The following is a 24,314-nucleotide window of genomic DNA, read 5'->3' on the forward strand; positions in this document are numbered from 1 at the left end:
CCCCCTCCGGGCGGCCGCGCCCACCGCTCGGCGCGGCCGCCCGCGGGGGAACGCCGCCGTGCCCGGCCCCAGGGCCGCGGCGGAAGCCGGCACGGGGAGCGGCGCCCCCGGTCCCGCCCCTTCCGAAGCGGCGATGGCCGGAGAACCGCCGGTGCCGCCCCCGGATAGGGTGATCTCATGCGTGATCTCGGCAAAGGCTTCGGCTTCCTCCTGCAGGGCCAGCGATGGGTCGGCCGGCACGGCCGCTGGCTCGGGTTCGGGCTGCTGCCCGGCCTCGTGACGCTCGTCCTGTACGCCGCCGCGCTGGTCGGCCTCCTCTACGGCGCCGGCGACCTGACCGGGTGGGCGACCTCCTTCGCCGACGGCTGGCCGTCGTACTGGCGGGACCTGTTCCGGGGCTTCCTCACCGCCCTGCTCTTCGTCCTCGCGCTGTTCCTCGCGGTGATCACCTTCACGGCGGTGACGCTGCTGGTCGGACAGCCCTTCTACGAATCGCTCTCCGAGGCGGTCGACCGCTCCGAGGGCGGTCGCGTCCCGGGGACCGGCCTGCCGTTCTGGCGCGGGCTGTGGATCTCCGCCCGCGACAGCCTGCGCATCGTCCTGCGGGTCGCGTTCTACGGGGTCCTGCTGTTCGCCCTCGGGTTCGTCCCGGTGATCGGCCAGACCGCCGTCCCCGTGCTCGGCTTCTGCGTCTCCGGGTACTTCCTCACCGAGGAGCTGACCGCCGTCGCGCTCCAGCGCCGCCGCCTCGGACTGAAGGAGCGGCTGCGGCTGCTGCGCGGCCGCCGCATGATGGCCCTCGGCTTCGGCGTGCCCCTGACCCTCGCGTACATGGTGCCGTTCGTCGCCGTCCTGCTCATGCCGGGAGCCGTCGCGGGCGCCACCCTGATGGCCCGCGAGCTGGCGCCCGACCCCGAGGACGCACCGCACCCCGGGCCCGCCGCCGGACCGGGGGCGCCCGCCCCCGCCCCGCACGGGCTCCGCGAGGACTGACGCCCGCCCGCTAGCCGACGGCGGCGCGCACCAGCCCCGGCTCGACCGGGTCCGCCTCGGCCAGCAGCCCGCCGTCCGGGCCCCACACCGCGCTGCGCCCGCAGCCGGTCCAGGACCCGGCGGCGCCCACGTGGTTGGCGAGGACCACGTGCAGTCCGCTCCGCCGGGCGACGGCCGGGTAGACCGTCGCCCGCTCGCGGACGCCGTCGCCCGTCCCGTACAGGGAGCTCGCCAGGTACACCCGGCAGCCGTCCGCCGCCGCCCGCTCGCCCGACTCGGGGAAGTGGCTGTCGAAGCAGGTGGCCAGTGCGAAGCGGTGGCCGTCGAGGGTGAACCGCCCGTCGGCGGTGCCCGCCGCGAACACCTCGCGTTCCGCCTCGTACAGGTGCTGCTTGTCGTAGCGCGCCAGCGTCGCCCCGTCCGGGCCGATCACGTACGAGGTGAGGTACGGCCGCCGTCCGCCCCGCTCCCGGCCCGGCGCCGGTCCGTTGACCACGGCCGCCGCGCCGGCCGCGCGGCACGCCTCCCGCACCGGGTCGAGGCGCGGGTCGTCGGCGGTCAGCCACAGGCCCGGGTCGGCGGCGATGAGGGCCGGTTCGTAGCCCGTGAGGGCCAGCTCGGCGAAGACGACCACCCGGGCCCCGGCCGACGCGCGGACCGTCTCCGCCATCGTCCGGACGTTGGCGCCGATGTCGCCGGGGACGGCGGTGAACTGGGCCGCTGAAACGATCATATGGTGATTATCCACGTCCGGCGCGGGACTCCCCGACCGCGACCGCGATGATCGCGCGGACCTGCGCCGTGATCGCCGCCCGGTTCCGCACCAGCTCGGGGTCCTCCACCGCCTCCGTGTTGCCCGTCCCGAACCGCAGCACCGGCGTGTGCACGTGCCCGCCCGGCAGGCCCGGCAGGCCCAGCCGGTCGCGCAGCAGCGTGGCCCGGTAGGCGATCTCGTTCGACAGGTAGTCACCGCCCCCGCCCGCGCGGGCCGCCGAGCCCGGCGTCGGCCCGTCCGCCCGGACCACCGGCTCGCTCCCGCCCGCCGGCACCTCGGTCACCTGCGTGTTGTCGTACACCGGGAACGGGCCCGTGGCGGCCGCGGTGATCGCCGCGTACGGCAGGCTCGTGACCGTCCACTGCGGTCGCGACGCGGGGTCGCCGACCGGGACGGGGCCGGTCGCGGAGACGTTCTCGTTGTCCGGGGACCCGCCCCGCCAGGCACCGTTGTACCGCTCCACGTCGAAACGGCCCACCCGCCCCTGACTGACCGTCGTGAACGCGTCCACGTGCGGCAGGTGCGGTCGCAGCGCCCGCTCGACCGCGCCGTCCGCGAAGTCCCGCCACCGCACCGGGAAGACCGCCGCCTCCACCCGCGCCCACCCGCCGTCCGGCGTGCGCAGCAGCGTCCCGTCCAGGGCGAGGGCCGCGGCCCCCGAGGGGTTGCCGATCCGGATGTCCCGGTCCAGCGTGAACGGGTCGAACCCGGTCATCAGCACGCGCCTGACGCCCCGGCCGCGGGGGAAGCCGATCGCGTCCTGGCCGCGCGACGCCGACTCCAGACGGTCCAGCAACCGCTCCCGCGCCTCCCGCGCAAGGCCGAAGGGGGCTCCCAGCCGCGCAGTTCGCGGGTCATGCCGAGCCGCGCCCAGTACAGCGGCCGGTCGTCCCCCCGCGCCAGGTCCCCGCCCGCGGGCCCCCGGCCCTGCGCCCGGTCGACGGCCCGCCGCCACAGCGCCGCGCCGTGCCGTACGACGACCCGCTCGGCCTGCGCGTACGATCCCGCGCCGCGCAGCGCGGCGGCGAACCGCGGCGCCTCGCCGTCGAACCCGGAACGCCGCAGGATCTCCCGCGGCACGCCCCGGTCGAGCCGGGCCTCCTCGGCGGCGGGCCCCTCCGCGGCGGCCGGGTCCCGTACGGCGGCCGGGCCTCGTGCGGTGGCGGACGCGGCGGCGGGCGCGGGGGGGCGCGCCGAGGGAGAGGGCGGCGGCGACGGCCGCGAGGGCCAGGGCGGGGGCGGTGGTGCGTATCCGTGGCACGGGAGTCCTTCCGTCGGGTGCCCGCAGTATCCCGGCCCCCGGCAACCCACGCCACCATCCCCCCGCTTGACCCTTCCACCCCTCCGGCCGCGCGGGCCCGCGCCCGCCCACCCCTCCGGCCACGACCTCGGCTACACCACCTGGGAGTACGAGTCCCCGGCCGTCACCCCCGCCACGGTCCGCAACACGGGCACCCGCCCCGGCCGCGAGGTCGTCCGGGTGTACGCGGCCCCCTCGGCGACCCGGCGGGGCGCCCCGCCCGCCGGCTGGTCGGCTTCGCGGGCGTGCGGGCCGAGCCCGGGGCCCGGGTGGAGGCGGAGATCCGGCCGGCACCCCGCGCCTTCGACCTCTGGGACGAGGAGACCGGTGCCTGGACCACCGTTCCCGGCCGCTCCCTCGCCGACACCCCCTCACCGCCGTCCTCGACGTCGACTGACACCCCGTCGGACGGATCGGCCGGGCGGGCCGGAGGGCGCCGCCGCACCGCCGGGGGAGCGGATTCCCGCGGCCCGCGCGCCGGAGCCTACGCGGGGGGCGGCCCGGACGTGACGGCGCGGTAGGCGATCTCCGCCAGCTTCCCCTGCCCGTCCCGGCCCGGGTGGAACACGTCCCAGTGGCTCAGCTGCGTCTCGTCGAAGGCGTACGCGAAGACGGCACCCCCGTCGTGCCGGCACCGCTCGTCGCGGGCGCAGACGTCCCGCAGCACCTCGTTGTAGGCGACGACCCGCCCGCGCACCCGTTCGCGGCGCTCCTCCGCCGCCGGACCCAGGTCGTGGGCGTCGGCCAGCATCGACGCGCAGACGCCCAGCGACCACACCCGCCGCCCCACCGGGTGCCCCCGCCCCGTGGACCACAGCCGCCGCAGGTCCGGGACGCTCGCCACGTACACCTGCGCCCGGGGCGCCGTCCGCCGCAGCCGGGCCATCGCCGCCTCGAACGACGCCCGGAACTCCGCGACCGGCGTCATCAGGTCGGCGGACGGCCGGCAGGCGTCGTTCGCCCCCACCATCACCGCCACCAGACCGGGCTTCTTCTCCGCCGCCCGCTCCATCTGCGCGGGCAGCTCGGCGACGCGCGCCCCCGACCGGGCCAGGTTCCAGCTGCGGGACGCGAGCGCGGGCGCGCCCAGCAGCCGCAGGGCCAGGCTGTTCACCCGGGTGTCCGAACCGGTGGCCCACGACACCTCCGGGCAGTCCTCCAGCAACTCGCAGGCGTCGAAGCCGCGCGTGATGGAGTCGCCGACCGCGGCGACGGACGCGGGCCGGGGGTTCCAGAGGGACGCGGGGGAGGGGGCGGGCCGCGCCGGAGCGGTGCGCCGCGCCGCGCCCGCGCCGCCGCCGTCCTCGGCGGCGGCGCATCCGGACAGGGGCCGCGCCGCAGATCAGGGCCGTCGCGAGAGCGGTACCGCGGCGGGCACGGCCGGCGGCGGGAGCGGTACCGGGCCGGGGCGGGGGGCCGCCGTCCCGGCGGGTGAAGGCTTCGTGTCGAGGGACCACGGACCGACCGTACGCCATCCCCCGCACCCCGGCGCACGGTAGCTTTTCCCCGTCGAACCAGAGGCGCCCGACCGACCGACTCCGGTAAATTACATCACGTCACAAGCTGTCCGTTTTGCGGAGTTTCGTTCCCGGTGCTGTTTACTGAGGCCGCTGGGAGAAGGCGAACCTCGTCCCACACTGGAGGTCCCGGTGACGACACGTGGAGTCCTGTACGTCCACTCCGCGCCGCGCGCGCTGTGCCCGCACGTCGAATGGGCGGTCGCGGGGGTGCTCGGCACGAGGGCCCAGCTCGACTGGATCCGGCAACCGGCCTCACCGGGCACGTGGAGAGCCGAGTTCTCCTGGAGGGGCGAGCCGGACACCGCGTCGAAGCTGGCCTCCGCCCTGCGCGGCTGGCGGATGCTGCGCTTCGAGGTGACCGCCGAACCCTGCCCCGCCGCCGAGGGGGAGCGCTACAGCGCCACCCCCGACCTGGGCATCTTCCACGCGGTCATCGGCGTCCACGGCGACATCATGGTCCCCGAGGACCGGCTGCGCGCCGCCCTCGTCCGCTCCGCGCGGGGCGAGACGCGGCTGGAGGCCGAGGTCGCCGAACTCCTCGGCAAGCCCTGGGACGACGAGTTGGAGCCCTTCCGGTACGCCGGCGAGGGCGCCCCGGTCCGCTGGCTCCACCAGGTCGTCTGAACCCTGCGGACCCGGTCCCCGCTTCCCGGTCCCTCCGGTTCCGGCCTCCCGGCACGCGAAGAGGGGCCCCGCCGCGGGGGCCCCTCTTCGCGTCGTACGGGGCGTCAGACCGTGCGGAAGGCGAGGACCACGTTGTGGCCGCCGAAGCCGAACGAGTTGTTGATCGCCGCGATCGTGCCCTCCGGCAGCGCCCGGGGCTCGTCGCGCACGATGTCCGCGTCGACCTCCTCGTCCAGGTCGTCGACGTTGATGGTCGGCGGGGCCGTGCGGCGGTACAGCGCCAGGACCGTCGCGACGGTCTCAATGCCGCCGGCACCGCCCAGCAGGTGGCCCGTCATCGACTTGGTCGCGGAGATCGCGACGTGGTCGAGGTCCTCGCCGAGGACGTTGCGCAGCGCCTTCACCTCGGCGACGTCGCCCTGCGGCGTCGAGGTGGCGTGCGCGTTCAGGTGGGTGACCTCCGACGGCTTGAGGTCCGTGGACTCCAGCAGGTTCCGCAGGGCGGCGGCGATGCCCCGGCCGGTGGGCTCGGGCTGCGCGATGTGGTGGCTGTCGGCGGACAGGCCCTGCCCCAGCGCCTCGCAGTAGACGCGGGCACCGCGCGCCGCGGCGTGCTCCGCGGACTCCAGGACGACCACACCCGCGCCCTCACCCAGCACGAAGCCGTCGCGGGCCTTGTCGTACGGGCGGGAGACCGTTCCGGGTTCGCCCTCGTTCTTGGACATCGCCATCATGTTGGCGAACGCCGCGATGGGCAGCGGGTGGATGGCCGCCTCGGTGCCGCCCGCCACGACCACGTCGGCGCGACCGGTACGGATCATCTCGACGGCGTAGCCGATCGCCTCGGCGCCCGACGCGCAAGCCGACACCGGGGTGTGCACGCCCGCCTGGGCGTTCACCTCCAGGCCGACGTTGGCGGAGGGGCTGTTCGGCATGAGCATGGGCACCGTGTGCGGCGAGACCCGCCGGGCGCCCTTCTCCTTCAGCACGTCGTACTGGTCGAGCAGGGTGGTCACACCGCCGATGCCGGAGGCGACGACGGAACCGAGCCGCTCCGGACGGACCCCGCCGTCCTCGCCGGCGGGGCCGGAGAAACCGGCGTCGGCCCACGCCTCGCGCGCGGCGATGACCGCGAACTGCGCGGAGCGGTCCAGCTTGCGGGCCAGCGGCCGCGGCAGGACCTCCAGCGGCTCCACGGCCACCCGGGCCGCGATCTTGACGGGCAGGTCGGCGAAGGGCTCGCCTTCGAGGTGCCTGACGCCGGAACGTCCGGCCACCAGTCCCTCCCAGGTCGAGGCGGAGTCGCCACCCAGCGGTGTGGTTGCGCCGATACCGGTGACGACCACGGTGCGATTGGTCGGGCTCACAGGAATTCTTTCTCCACGTGTATGAGGTATGCGTGAATACGGCGCCACCGCCGGGTGGCGAACCGGTCAGGCCTGGTGCTTGAGGATGTACTCGGCAGCGTCGCGGACGGTCTTGAGGCCCTTGACGTCGTCGTCCGGGATCTTCACCGAGAAGCGCTCCTCGGCGGCGACGACGACCTCGACCATGGACAGGGAGTCCACGTCCAGGTCGTCCGTGAAGGACTTGTCGAGCTCGACGTCCTCGGTGGGGATGCCGGCGATCTCGTTGACGATCTCGGCGAGACCCTCGACGATCTCTTCCAGGGTGGCGGCCATGTTGGCGCTCCTTCAGTGTGTAGCTCTGTGCTTGGCAGAGGATGTGACGACGTTCCGGTCCGGTACGGAGACCGGACCGGGTTGCCTAGGGGAGGGTAACGACCGTCGCGGCGTAGGCGAGCCCCGCCCCGAAGCCGATGACGAGCGCGGTGTCACCGCTCTTCGCCTGCCCGGTCGCCAGGAGCCGCTCCATCGCGAGCGGGATCGAGGCGGCCGAGGTGTTGCCGGTGGTCTCCACGTCGCGGGCGACCGTGACGTGCTCCGGCAGCTTCAGCGTCTTCACCATCGAGTCGATGATCCGCATGTTGGCCTGGTGCGGGATGAAGACGTCCAGGTCGGCCGCGGTGATGCCGGCCGCGTCGAGCGCCTGCTGGGCGACCTTGGCCATCTCGAAGACGGCCCAGCGGAACACCGCCTGGCCCTCCTGCGTGATGGCGGGGAACCGCTCCACCGTGCCGTCGCGGTAGTCCGTCCACGGCACGGTCTGCTTGATGGTCTCGGACTTGTCGCCCTCGGAGCCCCAGACGGTCGGGCCGATCGCCGGTTCCCGGGACGGGCCGACCACGACCGCGCCCGCGCCGTCGCCGAACAGGAAGGCGGTGGCCCGGTCCTCCAGGTCGGTCAGGTCGCTGAGCCGTTCCACGCCGATCACGAGGACGTACTCGGCGGAGCCCTCGACGACCATGCCCTTCGCGAGCGTCAGCCCGTAGCCGAAGCCCGCGCAGCCCGCCGAGATGTCGAACGCGGCCGGCTTGCTCGGCGTGAGCCTGTCGGCGATCTCGGTGGCGACCGCGGGGGTCTGCTTGAAGTGCGAGACGGTGGAGACGATGACGCCTCCGACCTGCTCGGGGTCGATCCCGGCGTTCGCGAGGGCCTTGCCCGCCGCCTCGACCGACATCACGGTCACCGTCTCCTCGGGCGACGCCCAGTGGCGGGTCGCGATGCCGGAGCGCGAGCGGATCCACTCGTCCGACGAGTCGATCTTCTCCAGGATCACCTCGTTCGGCACGACCCGGCTCGGGCGGTAACCGCCGACACCCATGACGCGCGCGTACGGAGCGCCCTTGCTGGGTTTGATCTTCGCCATGCTCTACGGCTCCTTGCTCCGGTTCAGGAGACGACGCCGGCGTGCTCGGCGATGAGCGCCCGTGCCGCCTCGAGGTCGTCGGGGGTCTTGAGCGCGAGCGTCCTGACGCCGGGGAGGGCCCGCTTGGCGATACCGGTCAGCGTGCCGCCCGGGCACACCTCGACCAGCGCGGTCGCGCCCAGCCGCTGGAACGCCTCCATGCACAGGTCCCAGCGGACCGGGTTGGCCACCTGGCCCACCAGCCGGGTGACGACGTCGGCACCCGTGGCGACGGTCTGCCCGTCCTTGTTGGAGACGTAGACGACCTTCGGGTCCGCCGGGGCGAGGTCCCGTGCGGCCTCCTCCAGCCTGGCCACGGCAGGTGCCATGTGGTGCGTGTGGAACGCGCCGGCGACCTTGAGCGGTACCACGCGGCGAACGCCCTCGGGCTTGTCCTCCGCCAGCGCGGCCAGCTGCTCCATGGTGCCGGCGGCGACGATCTGGCCGGCCCCGTTGACGTTCGCCGCGGTCAGGCCGAGCCCCCGCAGGTGCTCCACGGTGACCTCGGGGTCGCCGCCGAGCAGCGCCGACATGCCGGTGCGGGTCACGGCGGCGGCCTCGGCCATCGCCAGGCCGCGGGCGCGCACCAGGCGCAGCGCCGCCGTGTCGTCGAGGACGCCCGCGAAGGAGGCGGCGGTGATCTCGCCGACGCTGTGGCCCGCGACGGCGTCCGGGACGGCCTCGCCGAGCGCGGCGGCGGAGAGCAGGCCCGCGGCCACCAGCAGGGGCTGGGCGACCGCCGTGTCGCGGATCTCCTCCGCGTCGGCCTTCGTGCCGTAGTGGGCCAGGTCCAGTCCGATGGCCTCCGACCACGCGCCGACGCGGTCGGCGGCGCCCGGAAGATCGAGCCAGGGGGTCAGGAAGCCGGGCGTCTGAGCGCCTTGGCCGGGAGCGACGAGTACGAGCACCCTCACACTCTCTCTTGTGGACGGTCCTGGGCGCCCGTGAGGACTAGGACGAAGAACCGTCAGGCGAATTGTTGATCCCCCACAAAACCCTAGGATTGCATCTCGCTGTCGGCGAGACGCCCCAGGATGAGCGCGATACGCAGAGTGAAGGCCGACCGCACATCGGACGGTGACCAGCCCGTGACATCAGTCACACGTCGAAGCCGGTAGCGCACGGTGTTGGGGTGCACGAACAGCATTCTGGCGGCCCCCTCAAGGCTACTCGCCTGCTCCAGGTACACGCTCAGAGTCTCCAGGAGAGCCGAGCCGGCCTCCTCCAGCGGCCTGTAGATCTCCTCCACCAACTGCTCGCGCGCGGACGGGTCCGAGGCGATCGCGCGCTCCGGCAGCAGATCGTCCGCCAGGACCGGCCGGGGGCGTCCTGCCAGGCGGAGCACGCCTTCAGCCCGGCCGCCGCCGCCTGCGCGGACCGGGTCGCCGCCAGCAGGTCCGGCACCACCGGGCCGGCCACCACGGGACCCGCCGCGTACGGGCCGATCAGCGCCTTCGCCACGGTCAGGGGGTTGTCGCTGCCGCCCGCGATCACCACGAGGCGGTCGCCGAGCACACCGGTGAGGACCTGCAGCTTGGCGTGGCGGGCCGCGCGCCGGATCGCTTCGACGGTCAGTTCGCTGTCGCCGTCCGGGGCGGTGCCGAGGATCACGCACACGTGCTCCGGCGAGTTCCAGCCGAGGGCGGCGGCCCTGCTGACGGCACCCTCGTCGGCCTCGCCGGACAGCACCGCGTTCACCACGAGGGACTCCAGCCGCGCGTCCCACGCGCCGCGCGCCTCGGCGGCCTGCGCGTACACCTGCGCCGTCGCGAAGGCGATCTCCCGGGCGTAGACGAGCAGCGCCTCGCGGAGCACGGACTCGTCGCCGGGGGCGGCGACCTCCTCGATCGCCGACTCCATGACCTCGATGGTCGTGCGGACCATCTCGACGGTCTGCCGCAGCGTGATCGCCCGGGTCAGCTCGCGCGGCGCCGTGCCGAACACGTCGGTGGAGATCGCCTGCGAGGCCTCCGGGTGCCGGAACCACTCGGTGAACGCGGCGATGCCGGCCTGCGCCACCAGGCCGATCCAGGACCGGTTCTCCGGGGGCATCGCCCGGTACCACGGCAGCGTCTCGTCCATGCGGGCGATGGCGCTGGCGGCGAGCCGACCGGAGGACTGTTCGAGTCGCTTCAGGGTCGCTGCGTGCGGGTGGGCGTCGTTCACTGCGGGATCGGGCACGGGACAAGACTGCCTCATCGGGACGGCGGCCGACCGGCCGGTCTACCGTTGGACCTGTGATGTCCGTACACAGGGCCGGGGACCGCCACCCCGGTGGCGACCCGGACGCCGGGGTCACGACCAGGCACGCCTTCTCGTTCGGCCCCCACTACGATCCGGACAACCTCCGCTTCGGCGCGCTCGTCGCCTGCAACGAGGAGCGGCTCGCGCCGGGCGCCGGCTTCGACGAGCACCCGCACAGCCACACCGAGATCGTCACCTGGGTCGTCGAGGGCGAGCTGACGCACCGGGACTCGGCGGGGCACGCGACCCTGGTCCGCCCCGGGGACGTCCAGCACCTGAGCTCCGCGGGCGGCGTCCGGCACGTGGAGCGCAACGACGGCGCGGCGCCGCTGGTCTTCGTCCAGATGTGGCTCGCCCCGCTGGAGCCCGGCGGCGACCCGTCGTACGGGATCGTCCGCGGCCTCGCCGACACGACCCCCCACGCGGTGCCCGCCGCCGGTGCGGTGCTCCACGTACGCCGGCCGGGCGCGGGCGAACACGCCGCCGTCCCGGACGGGGACTTCGTGTACGTGCACGTGGTGCGCGGCGACGTCCGGCTGACCGGCGGCGACGGGGGGTGCGGGCTGTCGGCGGGCGACGCGGCCCGGATCACCGGCGCGCGGGGCGTACGGCTGGCCGCCGCCGCGCCCGCCGAGGTGCTGGTGTGGGAGATGACCCGGCCGGCGCGGGTCCGTTAGGCGCCCCGGCCCCGGCGCAGTTCGGCGAGCACCGCGTCGGTGAACGGCGGCCAGGCCTCGACCGCCCAGGGGCCGAAGGCCCGGTCCGTCAGCGCCACACACGCCGCACGGGCGTCCGGGTCGACCCACAGGAACGTGCCCGACTGCCCGAAGTGCCCGAACGTCCGCGGCGACGACGAACCGCCCGTCCAGTGCGGCGACTTGCCGTCCCGGATCTCGAAGCCCAGCCCCCAGTCGTTGGGCCGCTGGTGACCGTACCCGGGCAGGACGCCGGCCAGGCCCGGGTGGACGACCGTCATCGCCTCCAGGACCGTCCGGGGGTCCAGCAGGCGGGGCGCCTGCACCTCCGCGGCGAACCGCACCAGGTCGTCCACCGTCGACACCCCGTCCTTCGCGGCCGAACCCTCCAGCGACGTCCCCGTCATCCCGAGCGGCTCCAGCACCGCCTGGCGCAGGTACTCCGCGAACGGGATGTCGGTGGCCTTCGCCACGTGGTCGGCCAGCACATCGAAGCCCGCGTTCGAGTAGATCCGCCGTGTGCCCGGCGCCGCCGCCACCCGGTCCTCGTCGAAGGCGAGCCCCGACGTGTGCGCGAGCAGGTGCCGCACGGTCGACCCCTCCGGACCGGCCGGCTCGTCGAGCTCCACGGCGCCCTCCTCGTAGGCGACGAGCACGGCGTAGGCCGCCAGCGGCTTCGTCACCGAGGTGAGCGGGAACCGCCGTCCCGTGGGCCCGCGGGACCCCGCGAGGGTGCCGTCCGCGCGGACCACCGCGGCGGCCGCGGCCGGCACGGGCCAGTTCTCGATCATCGCCAGGCTCTGCATGCCGATGAGGGTACTTGCTCGTCGCGGCGCTTGCTTCGAGCGCGCTCGAAGGTCCTAGCGTGGGGGCATGACGGTGATCGAGAGCACTCCGGCGGATCCCCGGACCACCGATGCCTGCGCCGCCCCGCCACCCCGCCACCCCCGCCCCGACGGGCAGGACCACTACAGCATCAGCGAGGTCGCCGCCTGGACCGGTCTCACCGCCCACACCCTCCGCTGGTACGAACGCATCGGGTTGATGCCCCATGTCGACCGGTCCGCCACCGGCCAGCGGCGCTTCACCAACCGGGACCTGGACTGGCTCACCCTGATCGGCAAACTGCGGCTGACCGGCATGCCCGTCGCGGCGATGGTCCGCTACGCCGAGCTGGTCCGCGCGGGCGACCGCACCTTCGACGAGCGGCGCGAACTCCTGGAGGCCGCCCGCCACGACGTCCTGGCCCGCATCACCGAGCTCCGCGAGACCCTCGCCGTACTCGACTACAAGATCGACGTCTACACGGGCGCCCGACCGGCGCCGGAAAGGGTTGCACCATGACCTCCGAACAGACGATCCCGCAGGTACGACTCGGCGCGACGGGCCCCGTGGTCGGCGTCCAGGGCCTAGGCGCCATGGGCATGAGCGAGTTCTACGGCGACACCGACGAGGCCGCCGCCCGCGACACCCTCGAAGCCGCCCTCGAAACCGGCGTCACCCTCATCGACACCGCCGACATGTACGGGCGCGGGGCCAACGAGGAGTTCCTCGCCCCGTTCGTCGCCGCCCACCGCGACCGGATCACCCTGGCCACGAAGTTCTCCCTGGTCCGCACCGGGGACCCCTCCCACCGGGCGGTCCGCAACGACCCGGCCTACATCAAGTCCGCCGTCGAGGACAGCCTGCGTCGCCTGGGCGTCGACGTCATCGACCTCTACTACATGCACCGCCGCGACCCGGCCGTGCCGCTCGCCGAGTCCGTCGGCGCCATGGCCGACCTCGTACGGGAGGGCAAGGTCAAGCACCTGGGGCTCAGTGAGGTCACCGGACGGGAACTGCGCGAGGCCCACGCCGTCCATCCCGTCGCCGCCCTGCAGTCCGAGTGGTCGCTGTTCTCCCGCGACGTGGAGCGGAGCGCCGTCTCCACCGCCGCCGAACTGGGTGTCGCACTCGTGCCGTACTCCCCGCTCGGCCGGGGCTTCCTCGCCGGTGCCTTCGCCGACGCCTCCCAGGACCTCTCGGAGAGCGACTTCCGCCGCTCCCAGCCGCGGTTCTCCGGGGACAACGCCCGCCGCAACGCCGCCCTCCTCGAACCCGTCCGCTCCATCGCCGCCGCCCACGGCGCCACCCTCGCCCAGATCGCCCTGGCCTGGGTACAGCAGCGTGCGGCCGTGCACGGCCTGCCCGTCGTCCCCATCCCCGGCACCCGCAGGCGCAGCCGCCTCCTGGAGAACGCCGCCGCCGTCCGCATCGTCCTCACCGACTCCGAACTCGACCTCCTCGAACCCATCGCCGCCCAGGTGGCCGGCCGCCGCTACTCCGACATGTCCCTCACCTCCACCGCCCGCGAGGAGTGACCCGCCCGCGCCCACCGCCCCGGGGCCCTCAGGCCGGCCCCAGAGCGAAGGCCGCGAAGCCGGCCGCCAGGGCGCCCGCCACCGCGCGATGCGTCCTGGTGGCGCCCGCCCACGGAGTCTCGAAGCGCCGCGCGTACCGGCCTATGAGCACCAGCAGCGCCGCGAACACCGGGAGCCACGCCACCCGCGCCGCCACCCAGCCGAACGTGTCCGGCGCCGTGGTGAGGCCGGGAACCGCGCCGACCGTCAGGGACGCGGGCACCGCCGCCGCGAGCATCGCCGTCTGGTGCCAGCACAGGATGGTCATCGCCGACAGGTTGACGACCACGATCGGAGCCCACAGCGCGGGCCGCCGCAACAGGGCCGCGAGCCGGTCCCGCAGCAGCACCGCGGCACCGCTCTGAGCGGCCGCAAGCGCCAGGACGAGCAACGACGGCGGATGCGAGTTGGTACGCGCCTGGCCCGGCACGCCGACCATCGAAGCCGGGTAGTGGAAGACGGCGAGTAGCGCCGCGAAGAGGACCACGCCGCCCACGAGCAACACCCGTGCCTCCCGCCGACCCATCCGGCGCTCGCCCCACACCACCCCGAGCTGGTAGGCGAACAACCAGCCCGGCAGCACGTTGAGCAGACCCAACCAGGGCGGCACGGCCTCGGCGTACGGGCCGTACCGCAGCAGGTCGACGACGGCGACGCAGCAGAGCAGGGGCGCCGCCGCCCAGGCGCCCATGACACGCGCGGCCCGCACGCAGCAGGGGGTGAGCGCGGTGATCACCGTGTACACGCCCACGAACCACAGCGGCTGTATCACCAGCGTCGCCCCGGTCCGCAGGGTGTCGCCGGGCACGCCCGCCACTGAACCCGCCGCTATCAGCACGGCCCATACGGCGGTGACCCCCAGGACGGGGCGACCGAGCCGGGCGATCCTGCCGCGCAGCCATGGGCCGGTGCCGCCCGGCCGGCGCCGGTAGGAGAGTACGGACGCGTAACCACCCACGAGGAAGAAGACGCCGAGCATCTGCAGGACCCAACTGGCGGGCGCGAGGAACCCGAACGCCGACAGCGGGCTCGCGTTGTGGATCGCCCCCTCCCCGTCCAGGGAGAACCCGCCGAGTAGCCAGTGCCCGGTGGGCACGGACAGCAGGGCCAGTGCGCGCAGCCCGTCGACCCCCGGTCGCGGTGGGCCGGCGTGCCCCGCTCGACACGGTCGGTGAGCTTCACGCGGCTTCCCCCGGGCGATCGCGGCGAACTCGCGGAGCGAGGTGGTGCCGGGTGCGAAGTAGCCGCCGTGGCCCCGCGCGTCCCCGGCGGGCACCCGCCGGGCGCCGAACCCCTCGGACGCCGGATCCGTGCCGTGCCCCAACCCCAGGAAGGTCACGTGGGGGACTTTGGATATCCAGTCGGTCGGATGCTTCGCGGACCATACCCGCGCTGCCGTACCCAGCTCCGCGACGTTCGCCGCGCGCATCCCGGGAGAGCCGAAGACCACCAGGTCCTTGGCCTTCACCTCGGCTGCGGCCAGCCCGCACACCACCGAGCCGTAGCTGTGGCAGAACAGGGACGGGGTGGCGGCGCCGGTCGCGGCGAACCCCTCGGCGAGGCGTACCAGCCGTTTCGCCCCCACCTCGGCGAGGCCGCCGGTCGCCGCGTCGGGACCGATCCCGACCGGCGTGGTGTAGCCGGCCCAGGCGACCACCGCCACCTGCCCGCCCGTCGCCGTCCGCAACTGCCGGGCCATCCCGGCCGGCGTGCCGTACGGGTCGCGGGGCCGGTCGTAGGACCCGGCGTCGACGTTCGACCCCGGTACCACGACTGCGACATGGCGGCTGTGCTCCAGATCTCCGAAGACCTCCGCGACCAGGCCGCGGCCGCGCGGGTCGAAGGCCAGGAGGCGACGGCCGGCGAGGTGCGCGTACCGCGCGTCACGACTCGCGGAGAGGGCGTTGGCCCTGTACCGCAGAGTCACCGGCACCCCGTCCAGGTTGCCCACCACGCCCGGGTGCCGCCGGGCCAGACGGTCCCGCCGCCGTTGGTCGAGGCCCCGGAAGAACGAGGCCACCTCGGCCGGTGCGGCTCGTGCGGGATCCGGCAGCGGCCGCCCCAGCGAGGTGTCGGCCAACCAGGCCGGACTTCCCGGCGGCGGCCCCGTCATGGCCTGCTGGGCGGTTCCCGACATCCATCCGGCCGTCCCGGTGACGACGGTCGTCGCCAGCGCGGCGGCCACCAGGCCCTTCCTGCAAGGGTGCATGACGTCCCCCTCCTGTACCTCGTGCGGTGTGACGAGGGAGAAGGTAGGAGGGCGGTCCCCGAGTGATCGTCACCCTACGGAGCCAACCGCCGACTGATACCGCGGTAGGGGGCGTCCTGCACCGGCACCGCGTCGGGGCGCCGCGAGCGCCCCGACGCGGTCAGACCGCCTCGCCGGGCGTGACGAGCCCGGACTCGTAGGCGAACACCACCGCCTGCGCGCGGTCGCGCAGGCCGAGCTTGGCCAGGACGCGTCCGATGTGCGTCTTCACCGTCTGCTCCGCGAGGACCAGGTGCGCGGCGATCTCCTGGTTGGACAGCCCCCGCGCGACCAGCTCCAGCACCTCCGTCTCGCGCGGCGTCAGCCCGTTCAGCCGCACCGAGCGCTCCCTGCGCGGTGCGGGCCGCTGGGCGGCGAAGTCCTCGATCAGCCGCCGTGTCACCGACGGCGCGAGCAGAGCCTCCCCTCCCGCCACCACGCGCACGGCGGCGATCAGGTCGGCCGGCGGGGCGTCCTTGAGGAGGAAGCCGGACGCCCCGGCGCGCAGCGCCTCGTACACGTAGTCGTCCACGTCGAACGTCGTCAGCATGAGCACCTTGGGCCGGTGGGTCACCCCGGGCGGCGGGTTCAGCAGTTCGCGCGCCGCGGCGAGTCCGTCCATCTCGGGCATGCGCACGTCCATCAGCACCACGTCGGGGCGCGCGGACCTGCCCGCCTCGACACCGGCCCGCCCGTCCGGTGCCTCGCCCACGACGTCGATGTCGGGCTGCGCCGACAGCAGGGCGGCGAATCCCGCCCGCACCATGGCCTGGTCGTCGACGATGATCACGCGGATGGTCACGAGAGTCCCCTCCTGGCGGGTCGGGGAAGCGGTGCGATCAGCGGCAGCCGTGCCGCCACGCGGAAACCGCCGTCCGGCAGCGGTCCGGTGTCGAGCCTCCCGCCGGTCAACCGTACGCGCTCCCGCATCCCGATCAGGCCGTGTCCCGTCCCGGACGTCTCCAGCGGTGAGATCGGCTCCGTCGGCGGGCCGTTGACCACCAGGACGATCAACCACTCCAGGTTGGGCGACCGCGAGACGGAGACCCGGGTCCGGGCACCCGGCGCGTGCCGCACCGCGTTGGCCAGGCCCTCCTGCACGATCCGGTAGGCCGACAGGTCCACGGCCTGGGGAACGGGTCCCAGGTCCGCCGCCAGCGACAGCTCCACCGGCAACCCCGCCCGTATCGTCGCCTCGACGAGCTGCTGCACCCGGCCGATACCCGGCTGCGGGGCACGCTCGTCCTCCACGTTCTCACTGCGCAACACCGTCAGCAGCCGTCGCATCTCGGCCAGGGACTCCCGCGCGGACGCCGCTATGGACGAGAACTCCTCGCGCGCGGCGTCCGGGATTCCCTGGATACGGTAGGGCGCCGAGTCCGCCTGCACGGTGATCACCGACATGTGGTGGGCGACCACGTCGTGCAACTCGCGGGCGATGCGGGCCCGTTCCTCCAGCAGCGTCCGCCGGGACCGCTCGGCCTCGCTGATGGTCTCCTGTTCCACCAGCCGACGCTGGGCGTCGCCGCGTTCCCGGAGCATGCCGGTGACCAGCAGGACGACACCGCTCAGCACGAACAGCACCAGGGGGACGCCTCCGCCCCCGCCCGCCTCGCCGAACAACTCGAACGCGAATCCGGCGGCGCCGGTCACCAGCCACACGCTCATCAGGGTCCGCCGCTGCTCGCGCAGCCCCACGGCGAGCATCAGCCCCAGGTAGCCCACCACGGCCATCGGCGTCCACGGCCACGGCCGTCCTTCCGGGACGCCCGTGTTCACGGCCACCAAAGCGCCGAGCACGTCGGCGGCGAAGACGACCCACCACGCCTGCAGCGGCCGTGACACGGCCATGAGCAGGGGAGCGGTCTGAGCCGTGGCCAGAAGGCCGGCGACGCCGCCGTTCACGCCGTAGTCGTTGACGAGCACCACGACCGTGACCGGCAGCAGCGACACGACGAACGCCACCGCCAGCACGTACGGCGTGAGGCGCACCCATCGTGACGAGACCTGCCCGAACAGGGGCGCCCCCGGCTCCGTGGGGGTCGACAGTGCCACGCCGACCGCGTGCACCGCCTCCCGCGTGAAGCGCCGAACCCGGCCGGCGGACGCGGTGACGCCGCCGGGCGCGGGCCGCGGCGGAAGGGAGGGCGAGTCCACCGGGGAAAGGCCGGGCGGGCCCTTCGGCGGGAGAGGGACGGAGGGAACACTGCTCATGGTCCCGCCAGCCTAGGCACGCGCCGTGGCTCGGGCGTCATACCGGGGAGCCAGTTCTCCACCTCGTACTCCGGTATGACGCCCCCGCGCACCGCCGTCACAGCTCGGCGAGCAACTCGGCCTTCTTCGCGCTGAACTCGTCATCCGTCACCAGGCCCGCCTGGTGCAGGTCCCCCAGGTACCTGATCCGGTCGGCTATGTCCGCCGGGTCGCGCCGGCCGGCCCCCACGGGAACCGGCACCGGCACCGCACGGTCGGTGTCCCGCACCGCCTGCAGTACGGCGGCCGCGAACGGGAGCGATTCGTGGACGGGACCGTAGCCCAGGCCGAAGACGACCGCCGCCGGGTCCTGGTCCGGTTGGACCGGCTCCGCGTCGACACCGCGCCGCAGCAGCCTCAGGTACCCGTCGGGGCCGTCGGGCGAACGCCACTGCACCCCGCAGAGGTCGCTCACCGCGAAGGACTGGTCGCCGGCCCTCCACTTGGCGGTCGACGCACCCGTCCAGAACCATCGGATGGACACGTTCCGGCCATCGAAGGAGGCCTTGCCGTCGTACGCCTTGAACTGCAGCGGCGGTTCGGGGGCGGCCACCAGGAACCGTTCGGCCGGCTCCCCGCGCTCCGGCCCGAGGCACGCCCGAAGCTCGTCCGCGTAGTACTCGGCGAGCTTCTCCCGCTCGGCGGGCAGTACCAGCCGGTAGGGGTCGCAGCCCTCCTTCAACTGGCCGTCCGCCGCTGCCATCAGGGGGTCGGCGCCCGCACGCGGAACGGCGTGCAGCACCACCGTGCCCCGCTTGCCCGGGGAGAGCGTCACCGCCCCCAGCGCTTCGTGCGGAACACGTCTTTCGCGTAGCGTCTGGAACAGCCTCGGCGCGCGGATCCCCCGTTCGAAGCGGATGAGCACGGCGTCGGTTTCGAACTTCCAGGTGGCATGAATTCCGGCCAGCACATCACCCATGCGCCTCATCGTATGCGGCGTGCGCCCGCGCGTCGCCCCCGGAAGACGAGCGGAAATGGACTGAGCCGTCCGACTTCTACGCGGGTCAGGCCGACGTGGCACCGTGGATTTCGCTGCGGCAGGCGCTCGCCCCCTCGGCGCAGCGCACCCTGCCGTAGGCCCCGACCCCTATCTTCGCGAAGTTCCGCAGGCTGTCCGTGTCCGGCACGAAGTACCCGCCGTGCCCCGACGCACCGTCCGCCGACAGCAGCCGCGCCCCGAACCCGGGGGCCACCGGGTCGGCGCCGTGCCCCAACCCTCCGACGTCCAGGTACGGCACGTCGGCTATCCAGTCCTCGGCACCCCGCATGGCCCACACCCGCGCCCGCGTACCGAGTGCCGCCGCGCTCTCGGCCCGCATGCCGGGACTGCCGGCCACGGCGATGTCGGTGACCCGCCCGGGCAGCCGGCGCGCGGCGAGCCCGCACACCACGGAGCCGTAGCTGTGGCAGAAGAGGGAGACGCGCGATCCGGCGGGCAGCACGCGGACCAGGGAGACCAGTCGCGCGGCCCCCTCGACGGCGAGCCGCCCGGTCGCCGCGTCCATCCCGACGCCGCTCGGCGCGGTGTAGTCGGCCCAGGCGATGACCGCGGTCCGCACGCCGGGCGCCGCCTCGCGCTCCGCGGCGTACAGGGATTTCGCCATTCCGTACGGGGCCGTGTACCGGCGGGCGGTCTTCTCGAAGGTGAGTAGGTGCGTGTCGACGCCCGGCACGACCACCGAGACCCGCTCGGCGCGCTCGAGGTCGCCGAACACCTCCGCCACCCGGCCCTGCCCCGAGGGGTCGAACGCGAGGATCCGGCGCCCGCCGGACAGGAGCGAGGAGAACCTGTGCGCCCGGCGCGCGGCCTCCTGACGACCGTCGGCGGAGAGCCGGCGGTCGGCGGCGCGGGCGCGGTCGGCGGCGAGGGCGCGGCGGAGCGCCTGCCGGTTGGCGAGGTACCGCAGGATCACCGGTGCCCCGGCGAGGTTGCCGACGACGAGCGGGTGCCTCCGGGCGAGCCGCACGCGCTGCGCCGGTGTGAGGGAGGCGAAGAAAGCGGTCACGGCCGCCGACGGTGACGCGGGGTCGGGAAGCGTGCGGCCGCCGATCCGGTCGGCGCGCCACGACTCCGCTGCCGCGCTCCACGAGTCCGGTGGTGCGACGCGTACGCGGTGCGGGCCGGTCCAGCCCGTCGTCGCGAGGAGGACGAGGACCACCGCGAGGGCCGACAGGGCCCGCCAGACGGTGAACGAGGGGGAGGCGATGGTGGGAGTCACTACGAGACACCTTAGGAGAGACCGCGCGGCCCCCACGCCAGGTGTGACGCAGATCATGGTTTGTGGTGCGCAACGAGGAAGGAGGGGATGCCCCCGCAGGTCGGGACCGTCCATCGCGGGCGACGGGGGCGGCGGTCAGGCCCCGCCCTCCACTACGGGAGGCCTGTTCTCCGTGACGTTCTGCAACGCCCCGACGGAGTTGCCGGGTGTGGCCGGCGGTCCGCAGCGGACCGTCATGCAGGTCGGCGGCCTGGGTACGGCGGTGCCCGGCGCCGCGATGTCCGCCGAGGTCGGCTCCGACTTCCCGGGCGACCGGAAGGACGGGGGCCTCCCGGTGCCGCCCGCGCCCGGACCGGAGCAGGCGGCGGAGTTCGGCACCGTTCTCCGGGGACCCGCCGAGGGCCCGGGGATGACGCCGGGCGCCCTGGACGCGATCACCGGGGTCGTCCACGACACGTTCACGTCCGGCATGGGAGCTCGGCCTCACCGCCGCCGGTGTCGTGGCGCTCGCCGCGGCCCTGGTCGCGACCTTGACCAAGCGCAGTGCCGACGGCCGGGGCCGGCGGGGGCGGCGACCACATCCGACCGGCGGCACGGCCGGAACCCGGGGCCGCGGGCCCCGGCGCCTTCCTGGTGCCGGGGCCCGCGGCATGTCCACCCGAAGCCTCTTCCCTCACCCGTCCGAGTGGATCGAGCCGGGACCTCTTCCCTCCTGCGGTCACACAACGTCAGGCTTGGGGCAGACATCGATACGGAGTGTCACGAATCGGGGGTTGATCCACATGCGCACGTTCTCAAGGCCCTTCTCCACCGCCGCGCTCGGGATGGCCGCGATCACCGTCGCCGCCCTGTCCACCTGCGCCCCGCCCGCCGACGCCGCGCCTCCCGCCCTCGGTCCGTGCGACAGCGGACAGCTCTGCCTGTGGGGGCGGGAGGGGTTCAAGGGCGAGCGGCGGACACACGAGCTGGCGACCACGGACGTCGACAGCTGCGTCGCGCTCCCCGCCGGCACCGCGGCGGCGGCGCTCGCCAACCGCACGGGGCGCCCCGTCACCACCTACCAGTCCGCCACCTGCGGGGAGACCGGGGAGTTCGAGACGTACCCGGGCAGCGGCACATGGGTGCCACGCTCGCCCTACCAGGTGAGGGCCTTCAAGATCTGGGAGAACTGATGCCGGGCCCGCACCGCCGGCCGCCCCGTGCGCCGCACCCTGGGGGAGGGCCGGGGGACGGGGCGCCGGAACGCCCCGTCCCCCGGTGGCGTACCTTAGGCGTCGCCGCCCGCCGGACCCGGATCGGCCGCCGACACATCCAGCAGCCGGTAGCGGTCCACCGCCTGCTTCGGCGCGGAACGGTCCACCTTCCCCAGTCGCGCCAGCTCCGTCAGCACGCCCAGCACGATCGACTGCGCGTCGATGTGGAAGTGCCGACGGGCAGCGCCGCGCGTGTCCGCGAAGCCGAAGCCGTCCGCACCGAGCGAGTTGTACGGACCAGGCACCCAGCGCGAGATCTGGTCCGGGACCGACCGCATCCAGTCGGAGACGGCCAGGAAGGGGCCCTCGGCAGCCGACAGCTTCCGCGTCACGTACGGAACGCGGGCCTCCTCGTCGGGATGCAGCAGGTTGTACTCCTCGGCCTCCACCGCGTCGCGGCGCAGCTCGTTCCAGGACGTCACCGACCACACGTCCGCGCGGACGTCCCACTCCTCGGCCAGGATCCGCTGCGCCTCCACGGCCCAGGGGACGGCCACGCCGGACGCCATGATCTGCGCCGGCACCGAGCCGGCCCCGCCGGTGCGGAACAGGTGGACGCCCCTGACGATGCCGTCCACATCGACGTCCGCCGGCTCCGCCGGGTGCTGGATCGGCTCGTTGTAGACCGTCAGGTAGTAGAAGACGTCCTCTCCGTGAGGGTGCTCCTGCGACGAGCCGTACATCCGCCGCAGCCCGTCCTTGACGATGTGCGCGATCTCGTACCCGAAGGCCGGGTCGTAGGCGACGCACGCCGGGTTGGTGGAGGCCAGCAGATGGGAGTGGCCGTCCGCGTGCTGCAGGCCCTCACCGGTGAGCGTCGTCCGGCCGGCGGTCGCACCCAGCACGAAGCCGCGCGCCAGCTGGTCGGCCATCTGCCAGAACTGGTCACCGGTCCGCTGGAAACCGAACATCGAGTAGAAGACGTACACGGGGATGAGCGGTTCGCCGTGCGTGGCGTACGCCGACCCGGCCGCGATCAGCGACGCCGTGCAGCCCGCCTCCGAGATGCCGTCGTGCAGCATCTGCCCGGTCGGCGACTCCTTGTACGCGAGCAGCAGCTCCCGGTCCACCGACTCGTACTGCTGGCCCAGCGGGTTGTAGATCTTGGCGCTCGGGAAGAACGAGTCCATACCGAAGGTCCGGTACTCGTCGGGCGCGATCAGCACGAACCGCTTGCCGATCTCCTTGTCCCGCATCAGGTCCTTCAGCAGCCGCACGAACGCCATCGTCGTCGCGATCGACTGCTGCCCCGACCCCTTCTTCACCGCCGCGTACGCCCTGTCGTCGGGCAGCACCAGCGGCTTCGACCGCACGACCCGCGTCGGGACGTACCCGCCCAGCGCCTTGCGCCTGTCGTGCATGTACTGGATCTCCTCCGACTCCCGGCCGGGGTGGTAGTACGGCGGCAGGCCGGACTCCAGCTCGCTGTCGGGGATCGGCAGGTGCAGGCGGTCACGGAAGCGCTTCAGGTCGTCGACCGTCAGCTTCTTCATCTGGTGCGTGGCGTTGCGGCCCTCGAAGTTCGGGCCGAGCGTCCAGCCCTTGACCGTCTGGGCCAGGATCACCGTCGGCTGGCCCTTGTGCGCCTTGGCCGCCGCGTACGCCGCGTAGATCTTCCGGTGGTCGTGGCCGCCGCGGCCCAGGTGGAGCAGCTGCCGGTCGGTCATGCCCTCGACCATCGCGCGCAGCCGGTGGTCGTCGCCGAAGAAGTGCTCCCTGATGTACGCGCCGGACTCCGTCGCGTACGTCTGGAACTGCCCGTCCGGCGTGGTGTTCATCCTGTTGACCAGGATGCCGTCGCGGTCCTGGGCGAGGAGCGGGTCCCAGGAGCGGTCCCAGATCAACTTGATCACGTTCCAGCCGGCACCCCGGAAGACCGACTCCAGCTCCTGGATGATCTTCCCGTTGCCCCGGACCGGACCGTCGAGGCGCTGGAGGTTGCAGTTGACGACGAACGTCAGGTTGTCGAGGCCCTCGCGCGCAGCCAGGGTGAGCTGGCCCAGCGACTCGGGCTCGTCCATCTCGCCGTCGCCCAGGAACGCCCACACGTGCGACCGGGACGTGTCCGCGATGCCGCGGGCCTGCATGTACCGGTTCATCCGAGCCTGGTAGATCGCACTCAGCGGACCCAGGCCCATGGAGACCGTCGGGAACTCCCAGAAGTCCGGCATCAGCCGGGGGTGCGGATACGACGACAGGCCGTCGGGGTACTTCGACCTCTCCTGGCGGAAGCCGTCCAGCTGCGCCTCGCTCAACCGGTCCAGGAGGAAGGCGCGGGCGTAGATGCCGGGGAGGCGTGGCCCTGGAAGAAGATCTGGTCGCCGCCGTCCCCCTCGTCCTTGCCGCGGAAGAAGTGGTTGAAGCCCACGTCGTACAGGGAGGCGGAGGAGGCGAAGGTGGCGATGTGCCCGCCGACGCCGACCCCCGGCCGCTGCGCGCGCGAGACCATGACGGCCGCGTTCCAGCGCGTCGCGTTGAGGATCCTGCGCTCGATCTCCTCGTTGCCGGGGAAGAAGGGCTCGTCCTTGGTGGCGATGGTGTTGACGTAGTCCGTGCTGCGCATCTCGGGTACGGCCACCCGCTTCTCGCGGGCGCGCTCGATCAGGCGGAGCATCAGGTAACGAGCCCGCTCCCGCCCCCGCTCGTCGACGGCGGCGTCGAGGGAGTCGAGCCATTCCCGGGTCTCCTCCGGATCGAAGTCCGGGACCTGACTGGGAAGGCCGCCAATGATGATCGGGTTGCGATCGGATCCGGAAGCCACGCTGTTCCTTCGCTGTTCGAAGTGTCTACGGGTGATGACGTGCGGGGTGGGGTGTCGGCTTTGCGGTCGCGTAGCCACCATCGTCTACCCCGTGGGCGCCCACGTCATCTTTACCGAGAGGTAACCGGCCGCCGCCGGCCGGAGCCCCGGGGCGCGCCCCGGCGGAGCGCGGTGCGCGCAACCCCCTAAAGTGGGTCAAGAGGGGTGGCGGGTGTCATGGCC

Annotated in this window: 17 protein-coding genes and 6 pseudogenes; 7 read left to right on the forward strand and 16 right to left on the reverse strand. The window is 73.6% G+C overall.

What is annotated here, in order from left to right; all coding sequences use genetic code 11:
* The first annotated feature begins 177 nt into the window (after positions 1 to 177).
* Positions 178 to 993, forward strand: a complete 816-nt coding sequence (locus tag LUW75_RS17650; RefSeq protein WP_250336478.1) for an EI24 domain-containing protein — start codon at positions 178 to 180, stop codon at positions 991 to 993.
* Positions 994 to 1,003: 10 nt separating this feature from the next.
* On the opposite strand, the gene LUW75_RS17655 is transcribed toward LUW75_RS17650, so the two are convergent.
* Both LUW75_RS17655 and LUW75_RS17660 read right to left on the reverse strand, forming a co-directional pair.
* A complete protein-coding gene (locus LUW75_RS17655; protein WP_250336479.1) occupies positions 1,004 to 1,726 on the reverse strand; it encodes a carbon-nitrogen hydrolase family protein in 723 nt (240 codons plus the stop codon).
* Between the two features lie 7 nt (positions 1,727 to 1,733).
* Positions 1,734 to 2,944, reverse strand: a pseudogene (locus LUW75_RS17660) (pyroglutamyl peptidase); the annotation flags it as partial.
* Between the two features lie 102 nt (positions 2,945 to 3,046).
* Between LUW75_RS17660 and LUW75_RS24710 the strand changes: the two are divergent.
* A complete protein-coding gene (locus LUW75_RS24710) occupies positions 3,047 to 3,589 on the forward strand; it encodes a fibronectin type III-like domain-contianing protein (protein WP_349816433.1) in 543 nt (180 codons plus the stop codon).
* On the opposite strand, the pseudogene LUW75_RS17665 reads toward LUW75_RS24710, so the two are convergent.
* Positions 3,553 to 4,525 (reverse strand): annotated as a pseudogene (locus LUW75_RS17665) (SGNH/GDSL hydrolase family protein). The gene LUW75_RS24710 and the pseudogene LUW75_RS17665 sit on opposite strands and share 37 nt — an antisense overlap.
* Before the next feature lie 192 nt (positions 4,526 to 4,717).
* Here LUW75_RS17665 and LUW75_RS17670 point away from each other — a divergent pair.
* The gene (locus LUW75_RS17670) at positions 4,718 to 5,212 is read left to right on the forward strand and encodes a DUF3145 domain-containing protein (RefSeq protein WP_250336480.1); all 495 of its coding nucleotides are present in this window, start codon (positions 4,718 to 4,720) and stop codon (positions 5,210 to 5,212) included.
* A gap of 104 nt (positions 5,213 to 5,316) precedes the next feature.
* Here the strand turns inward: LUW75_RS17670 and LUW75_RS17675 are convergent, their stop codons facing one another.
* From LUW75_RS17675 to LUW75_RS17695, 5 genes and pseudogenes are all read right to left on the reverse strand, one after another.
* A complete protein-coding gene (locus LUW75_RS17675; protein ID WP_250336481.1) occupies positions 5,317 to 6,579 on the reverse strand; it encodes a beta-ketoacyl-[acyl-carrier-protein] synthase family protein in 1,263 nt (420 codons plus the stop codon).
* 66 nt (positions 6,580 to 6,645) lie between these two features.
* Positions 6,646 to 6,894 (reverse strand): acyl carrier protein, encoded by a 249-nt coding sequence (locus tag LUW75_RS17680; protein WP_010475373.1) that lies wholly within the window; start codon positions 6,892 to 6,894, stop codon positions 6,646 to 6,648.
* 85 nt (positions 6,895 to 6,979) lie between these two features.
* A complete protein-coding gene (locus LUW75_RS17685) occupies positions 6,980 to 7,981 on the reverse strand; it encodes a ketoacyl-ACP synthase III (protein WP_250336482.1) in 1,002 nt (333 codons plus the stop codon).
* A gap of 23 nt (positions 7,982 to 8,004) precedes the next feature.
* Positions 8,005 to 8,928 carry an ACP S-malonyltransferase gene (locus tag LUW75_RS17690; RefSeq protein WP_250336483.1) on the reverse strand — a complete coding sequence of 308 codons (924 nt, stop codon included), beginning with the start codon at positions 8,926 to 8,928 and terminating at the stop codon, positions 8,005 to 8,007.
* A gap of 89 nt (positions 8,929 to 9,017) precedes the next feature.
* A pseudogene (locus tag LUW75_RS17695) lies at positions 9,018 to 10,219 on the reverse strand (PucR family transcriptional regulator).
* A gap of 41 nt (positions 10,220 to 10,260) precedes the next feature.
* On the opposite strand from LUW75_RS17695, the gene LUW75_RS17700 reads away from it, so the two are divergent.
* On the forward strand, positions 10,261 to 10,941 hold the full coding sequence (locus LUW75_RS17700) for a pirin family protein (RefSeq protein WP_250336484.1): 681 nt from the start codon (positions 10,261 to 10,263) through the stop codon (positions 10,939 to 10,941).
* Here LUW75_RS17700 and LUW75_RS17705 read toward each other — a convergent pair.
* Positions 10,938 to 11,765, reverse strand: coding sequence for a serine hydrolase domain-containing protein (locus tag LUW75_RS17705; RefSeq protein WP_250336485.1), 828 nt, complete (start codon positions 11,763 to 11,765; stop codon positions 10,938 to 10,940). The genes LUW75_RS17700 and LUW75_RS17705 overlap by 4 nt on opposite strands.
* Positions 11,766 to 11,832: 67 nt before the next feature.
* Here LUW75_RS17705 and LUW75_RS17710 point away from each other — a divergent pair, with 67 nt between their 5' ends.
* Together LUW75_RS17710 and LUW75_RS17715 are read left to right on the forward strand one after the other, a co-directional pair.
* Positions 11,833 to 12,303: a MerR family transcriptional regulator gene (locus LUW75_RS17710; RefSeq protein WP_250336486.1), complete on the forward strand. Its 471-nt coding sequence runs from the start codon at positions 11,833 to 11,835 to the stop codon at positions 12,301 to 12,303.
* A complete protein-coding gene (locus LUW75_RS17715; RefSeq protein WP_250336487.1) occupies positions 12,300 to 13,319 on the forward strand; it encodes an aldo/keto reductase in 1,020 nt (339 codons plus the stop codon). The genes LUW75_RS17710 and LUW75_RS17715 overlap by 4 nt, the downstream gene beginning before the upstream one ends.
* Before the next feature lie 28 nt (positions 13,320 to 13,347).
* Here the strand turns inward: LUW75_RS17715 and LUW75_RS17720 are convergent.
* The 6 genes and pseudogenes from LUW75_RS17720 to LUW75_RS17745 form a co-directional block, all read right to left on the reverse strand.
* A pseudogene (locus LUW75_RS17720) lies at positions 13,348 to 14,540 on the reverse strand (acyltransferase family protein).
* Positions 14,541 to 14,547: 7 nt separating this feature from the next.
* Positions 14,548 to 15,567 (reverse strand): annotated as a pseudogene (locus LUW75_RS17725) (alpha/beta hydrolase); the annotation flags it as partial.
* Between the two features lie 160 nt (positions 15,568 to 15,727).
* Positions 15,728 to 16,408, reverse strand: coding sequence for a response regulator (locus LUW75_RS17730; protein WP_250336488.1), 681 nt, complete (start codon positions 16,406 to 16,408; stop codon positions 15,728 to 15,730).
* Complete coding sequence (locus LUW75_RS17735) at positions 16,405 to 17,820, reverse strand: sensor histidine kinase (RefSeq protein WP_462933748.1); 1,416 nt, start codon at positions 17,818 to 17,820, stop codon at positions 16,405 to 16,407. The genes LUW75_RS17730 and LUW75_RS17735 overlap by 4 nt, the downstream gene beginning before the upstream one ends.
* A 97-nt stretch (positions 17,821 to 17,917) precedes the next feature.
* Positions 17,918 to 18,778 carry a DUF4429 domain-containing protein gene (locus tag LUW75_RS17740; RefSeq protein WP_250336490.1) on the reverse strand — a complete coding sequence of 287 codons (861 nt, stop codon included), beginning with the start codon at positions 18,776 to 18,778 and terminating at the stop codon, positions 17,918 to 17,920.
* An 85-nt stretch (positions 18,779 to 18,863) separates the two neighbouring features.
* Positions 18,864 to 20,078, reverse strand: a complete 1,215-nt coding sequence (locus tag LUW75_RS17745) for an alpha/beta hydrolase (protein ID WP_250336491.1) — start codon at positions 20,076 to 20,078, stop codon at positions 18,864 to 18,866.
* A gap of 782 nt (positions 20,079 to 20,860) precedes the next feature.
* On the opposite strand from LUW75_RS17745, the gene LUW75_RS17750 reads away from it, so the two are divergent.
* Positions 20,861 to 21,250 (forward strand): peptidase inhibitor family I36 protein, encoded by a 390-nt coding sequence (locus LUW75_RS17750; RefSeq protein ID WP_250336492.1) that lies wholly within the window; start codon positions 20,861 to 20,863, stop codon positions 21,248 to 21,250.
* Between the two features lie 95 nt (positions 21,251 to 21,345).
* On the opposite strand, the pseudogene aceE reads toward LUW75_RS17750, so the two are convergent.
* Positions 21,346 to 24,092: pseudogene (gene aceE, locus LUW75_RS17755) on the reverse strand (pyruvate dehydrogenase (acetyl-transferring), homodimeric type).
* Positions 24,093 to 24,314 lie beyond the last annotated feature (222 nt).

Source organism: Streptomyces sp. MRC013 (assembly GCF_023614235.1).
Lineage (GTDB): Bacteria > Actinomycetota > Actinomycetes > Streptomycetales > Streptomycetaceae > Streptomyces.

Coding starts and splice junctions, on each gene's coding strand:
- LUW75_RS17750 (WP_250336492.1), top strand. CDS start 20,861: ATGCGCACGTTCTCAAGGCCCTTCTCCACCGCCGCGCTCGGGATGGCC.
- LUW75_RS17655 (WP_250336479.1), bottom strand. CDS start 1,726: ATGATCGTTTCAGCGGCCCAGTTCACCGCCGTCCCCGGCGACATCGGC.
- LUW75_RS17740 (WP_250336490.1), bottom strand. CDS start 18,778: ATGGGTGATGTGCTGGCCGGAATTCATGCCACCTGGAAGTTCGAAACC.
- LUW75_RS17705 (WP_250336485.1), bottom strand. CDS start 11,765: ATGCAGAGCCTGGCGATGATCGAGAACTGGCCCGTGCCGGCCGCGGCC.
- LUW75_RS17685 (WP_250336482.1), bottom strand. CDS start 7,981: ATGGCGAAGATCAAACCCAGCAAGGGCGCTCCGTACGCGCGCGTCATG.
- LUW75_RS17715 (WP_250336487.1), top strand. CDS start 12,300: ATGACCTCCGAACAGACGATCCCGCAGGTACGACTCGGCGCGACGGGC.
- LUW75_RS17650 (WP_250336478.1), top strand. CDS start 178: ATGCGTGATCTCGGCAAAGGCTTCGGCTTCCTCCTGCAGGGCCAGCGA.
- LUW75_RS17735 (WP_462933748.1), bottom strand. CDS start 17,820: ATGAGCAGTGTTCCCTCCGTCCCTCTCCCGCCGAAGGGCCCGCCCGGC.
- LUW75_RS17710 (WP_250336486.1), top strand. CDS start 11,833: ATGACGGTGATCGAGAGCACTCCGGCGGATCCCCGGACCACCGATGCC.
- LUW75_RS17680 (WP_010475373.1), bottom strand. CDS start 6,894: ATGGCCGCCACCCTGGAAGAGATCGTCGAGGGTCTCGCCGAGATCGTC.
- LUW75_RS17700 (WP_250336484.1), top strand. CDS start 10,261: ATGTCCGTACACAGGGCCGGGGACCGCCACCCCGGTGGCGACCCGGAC.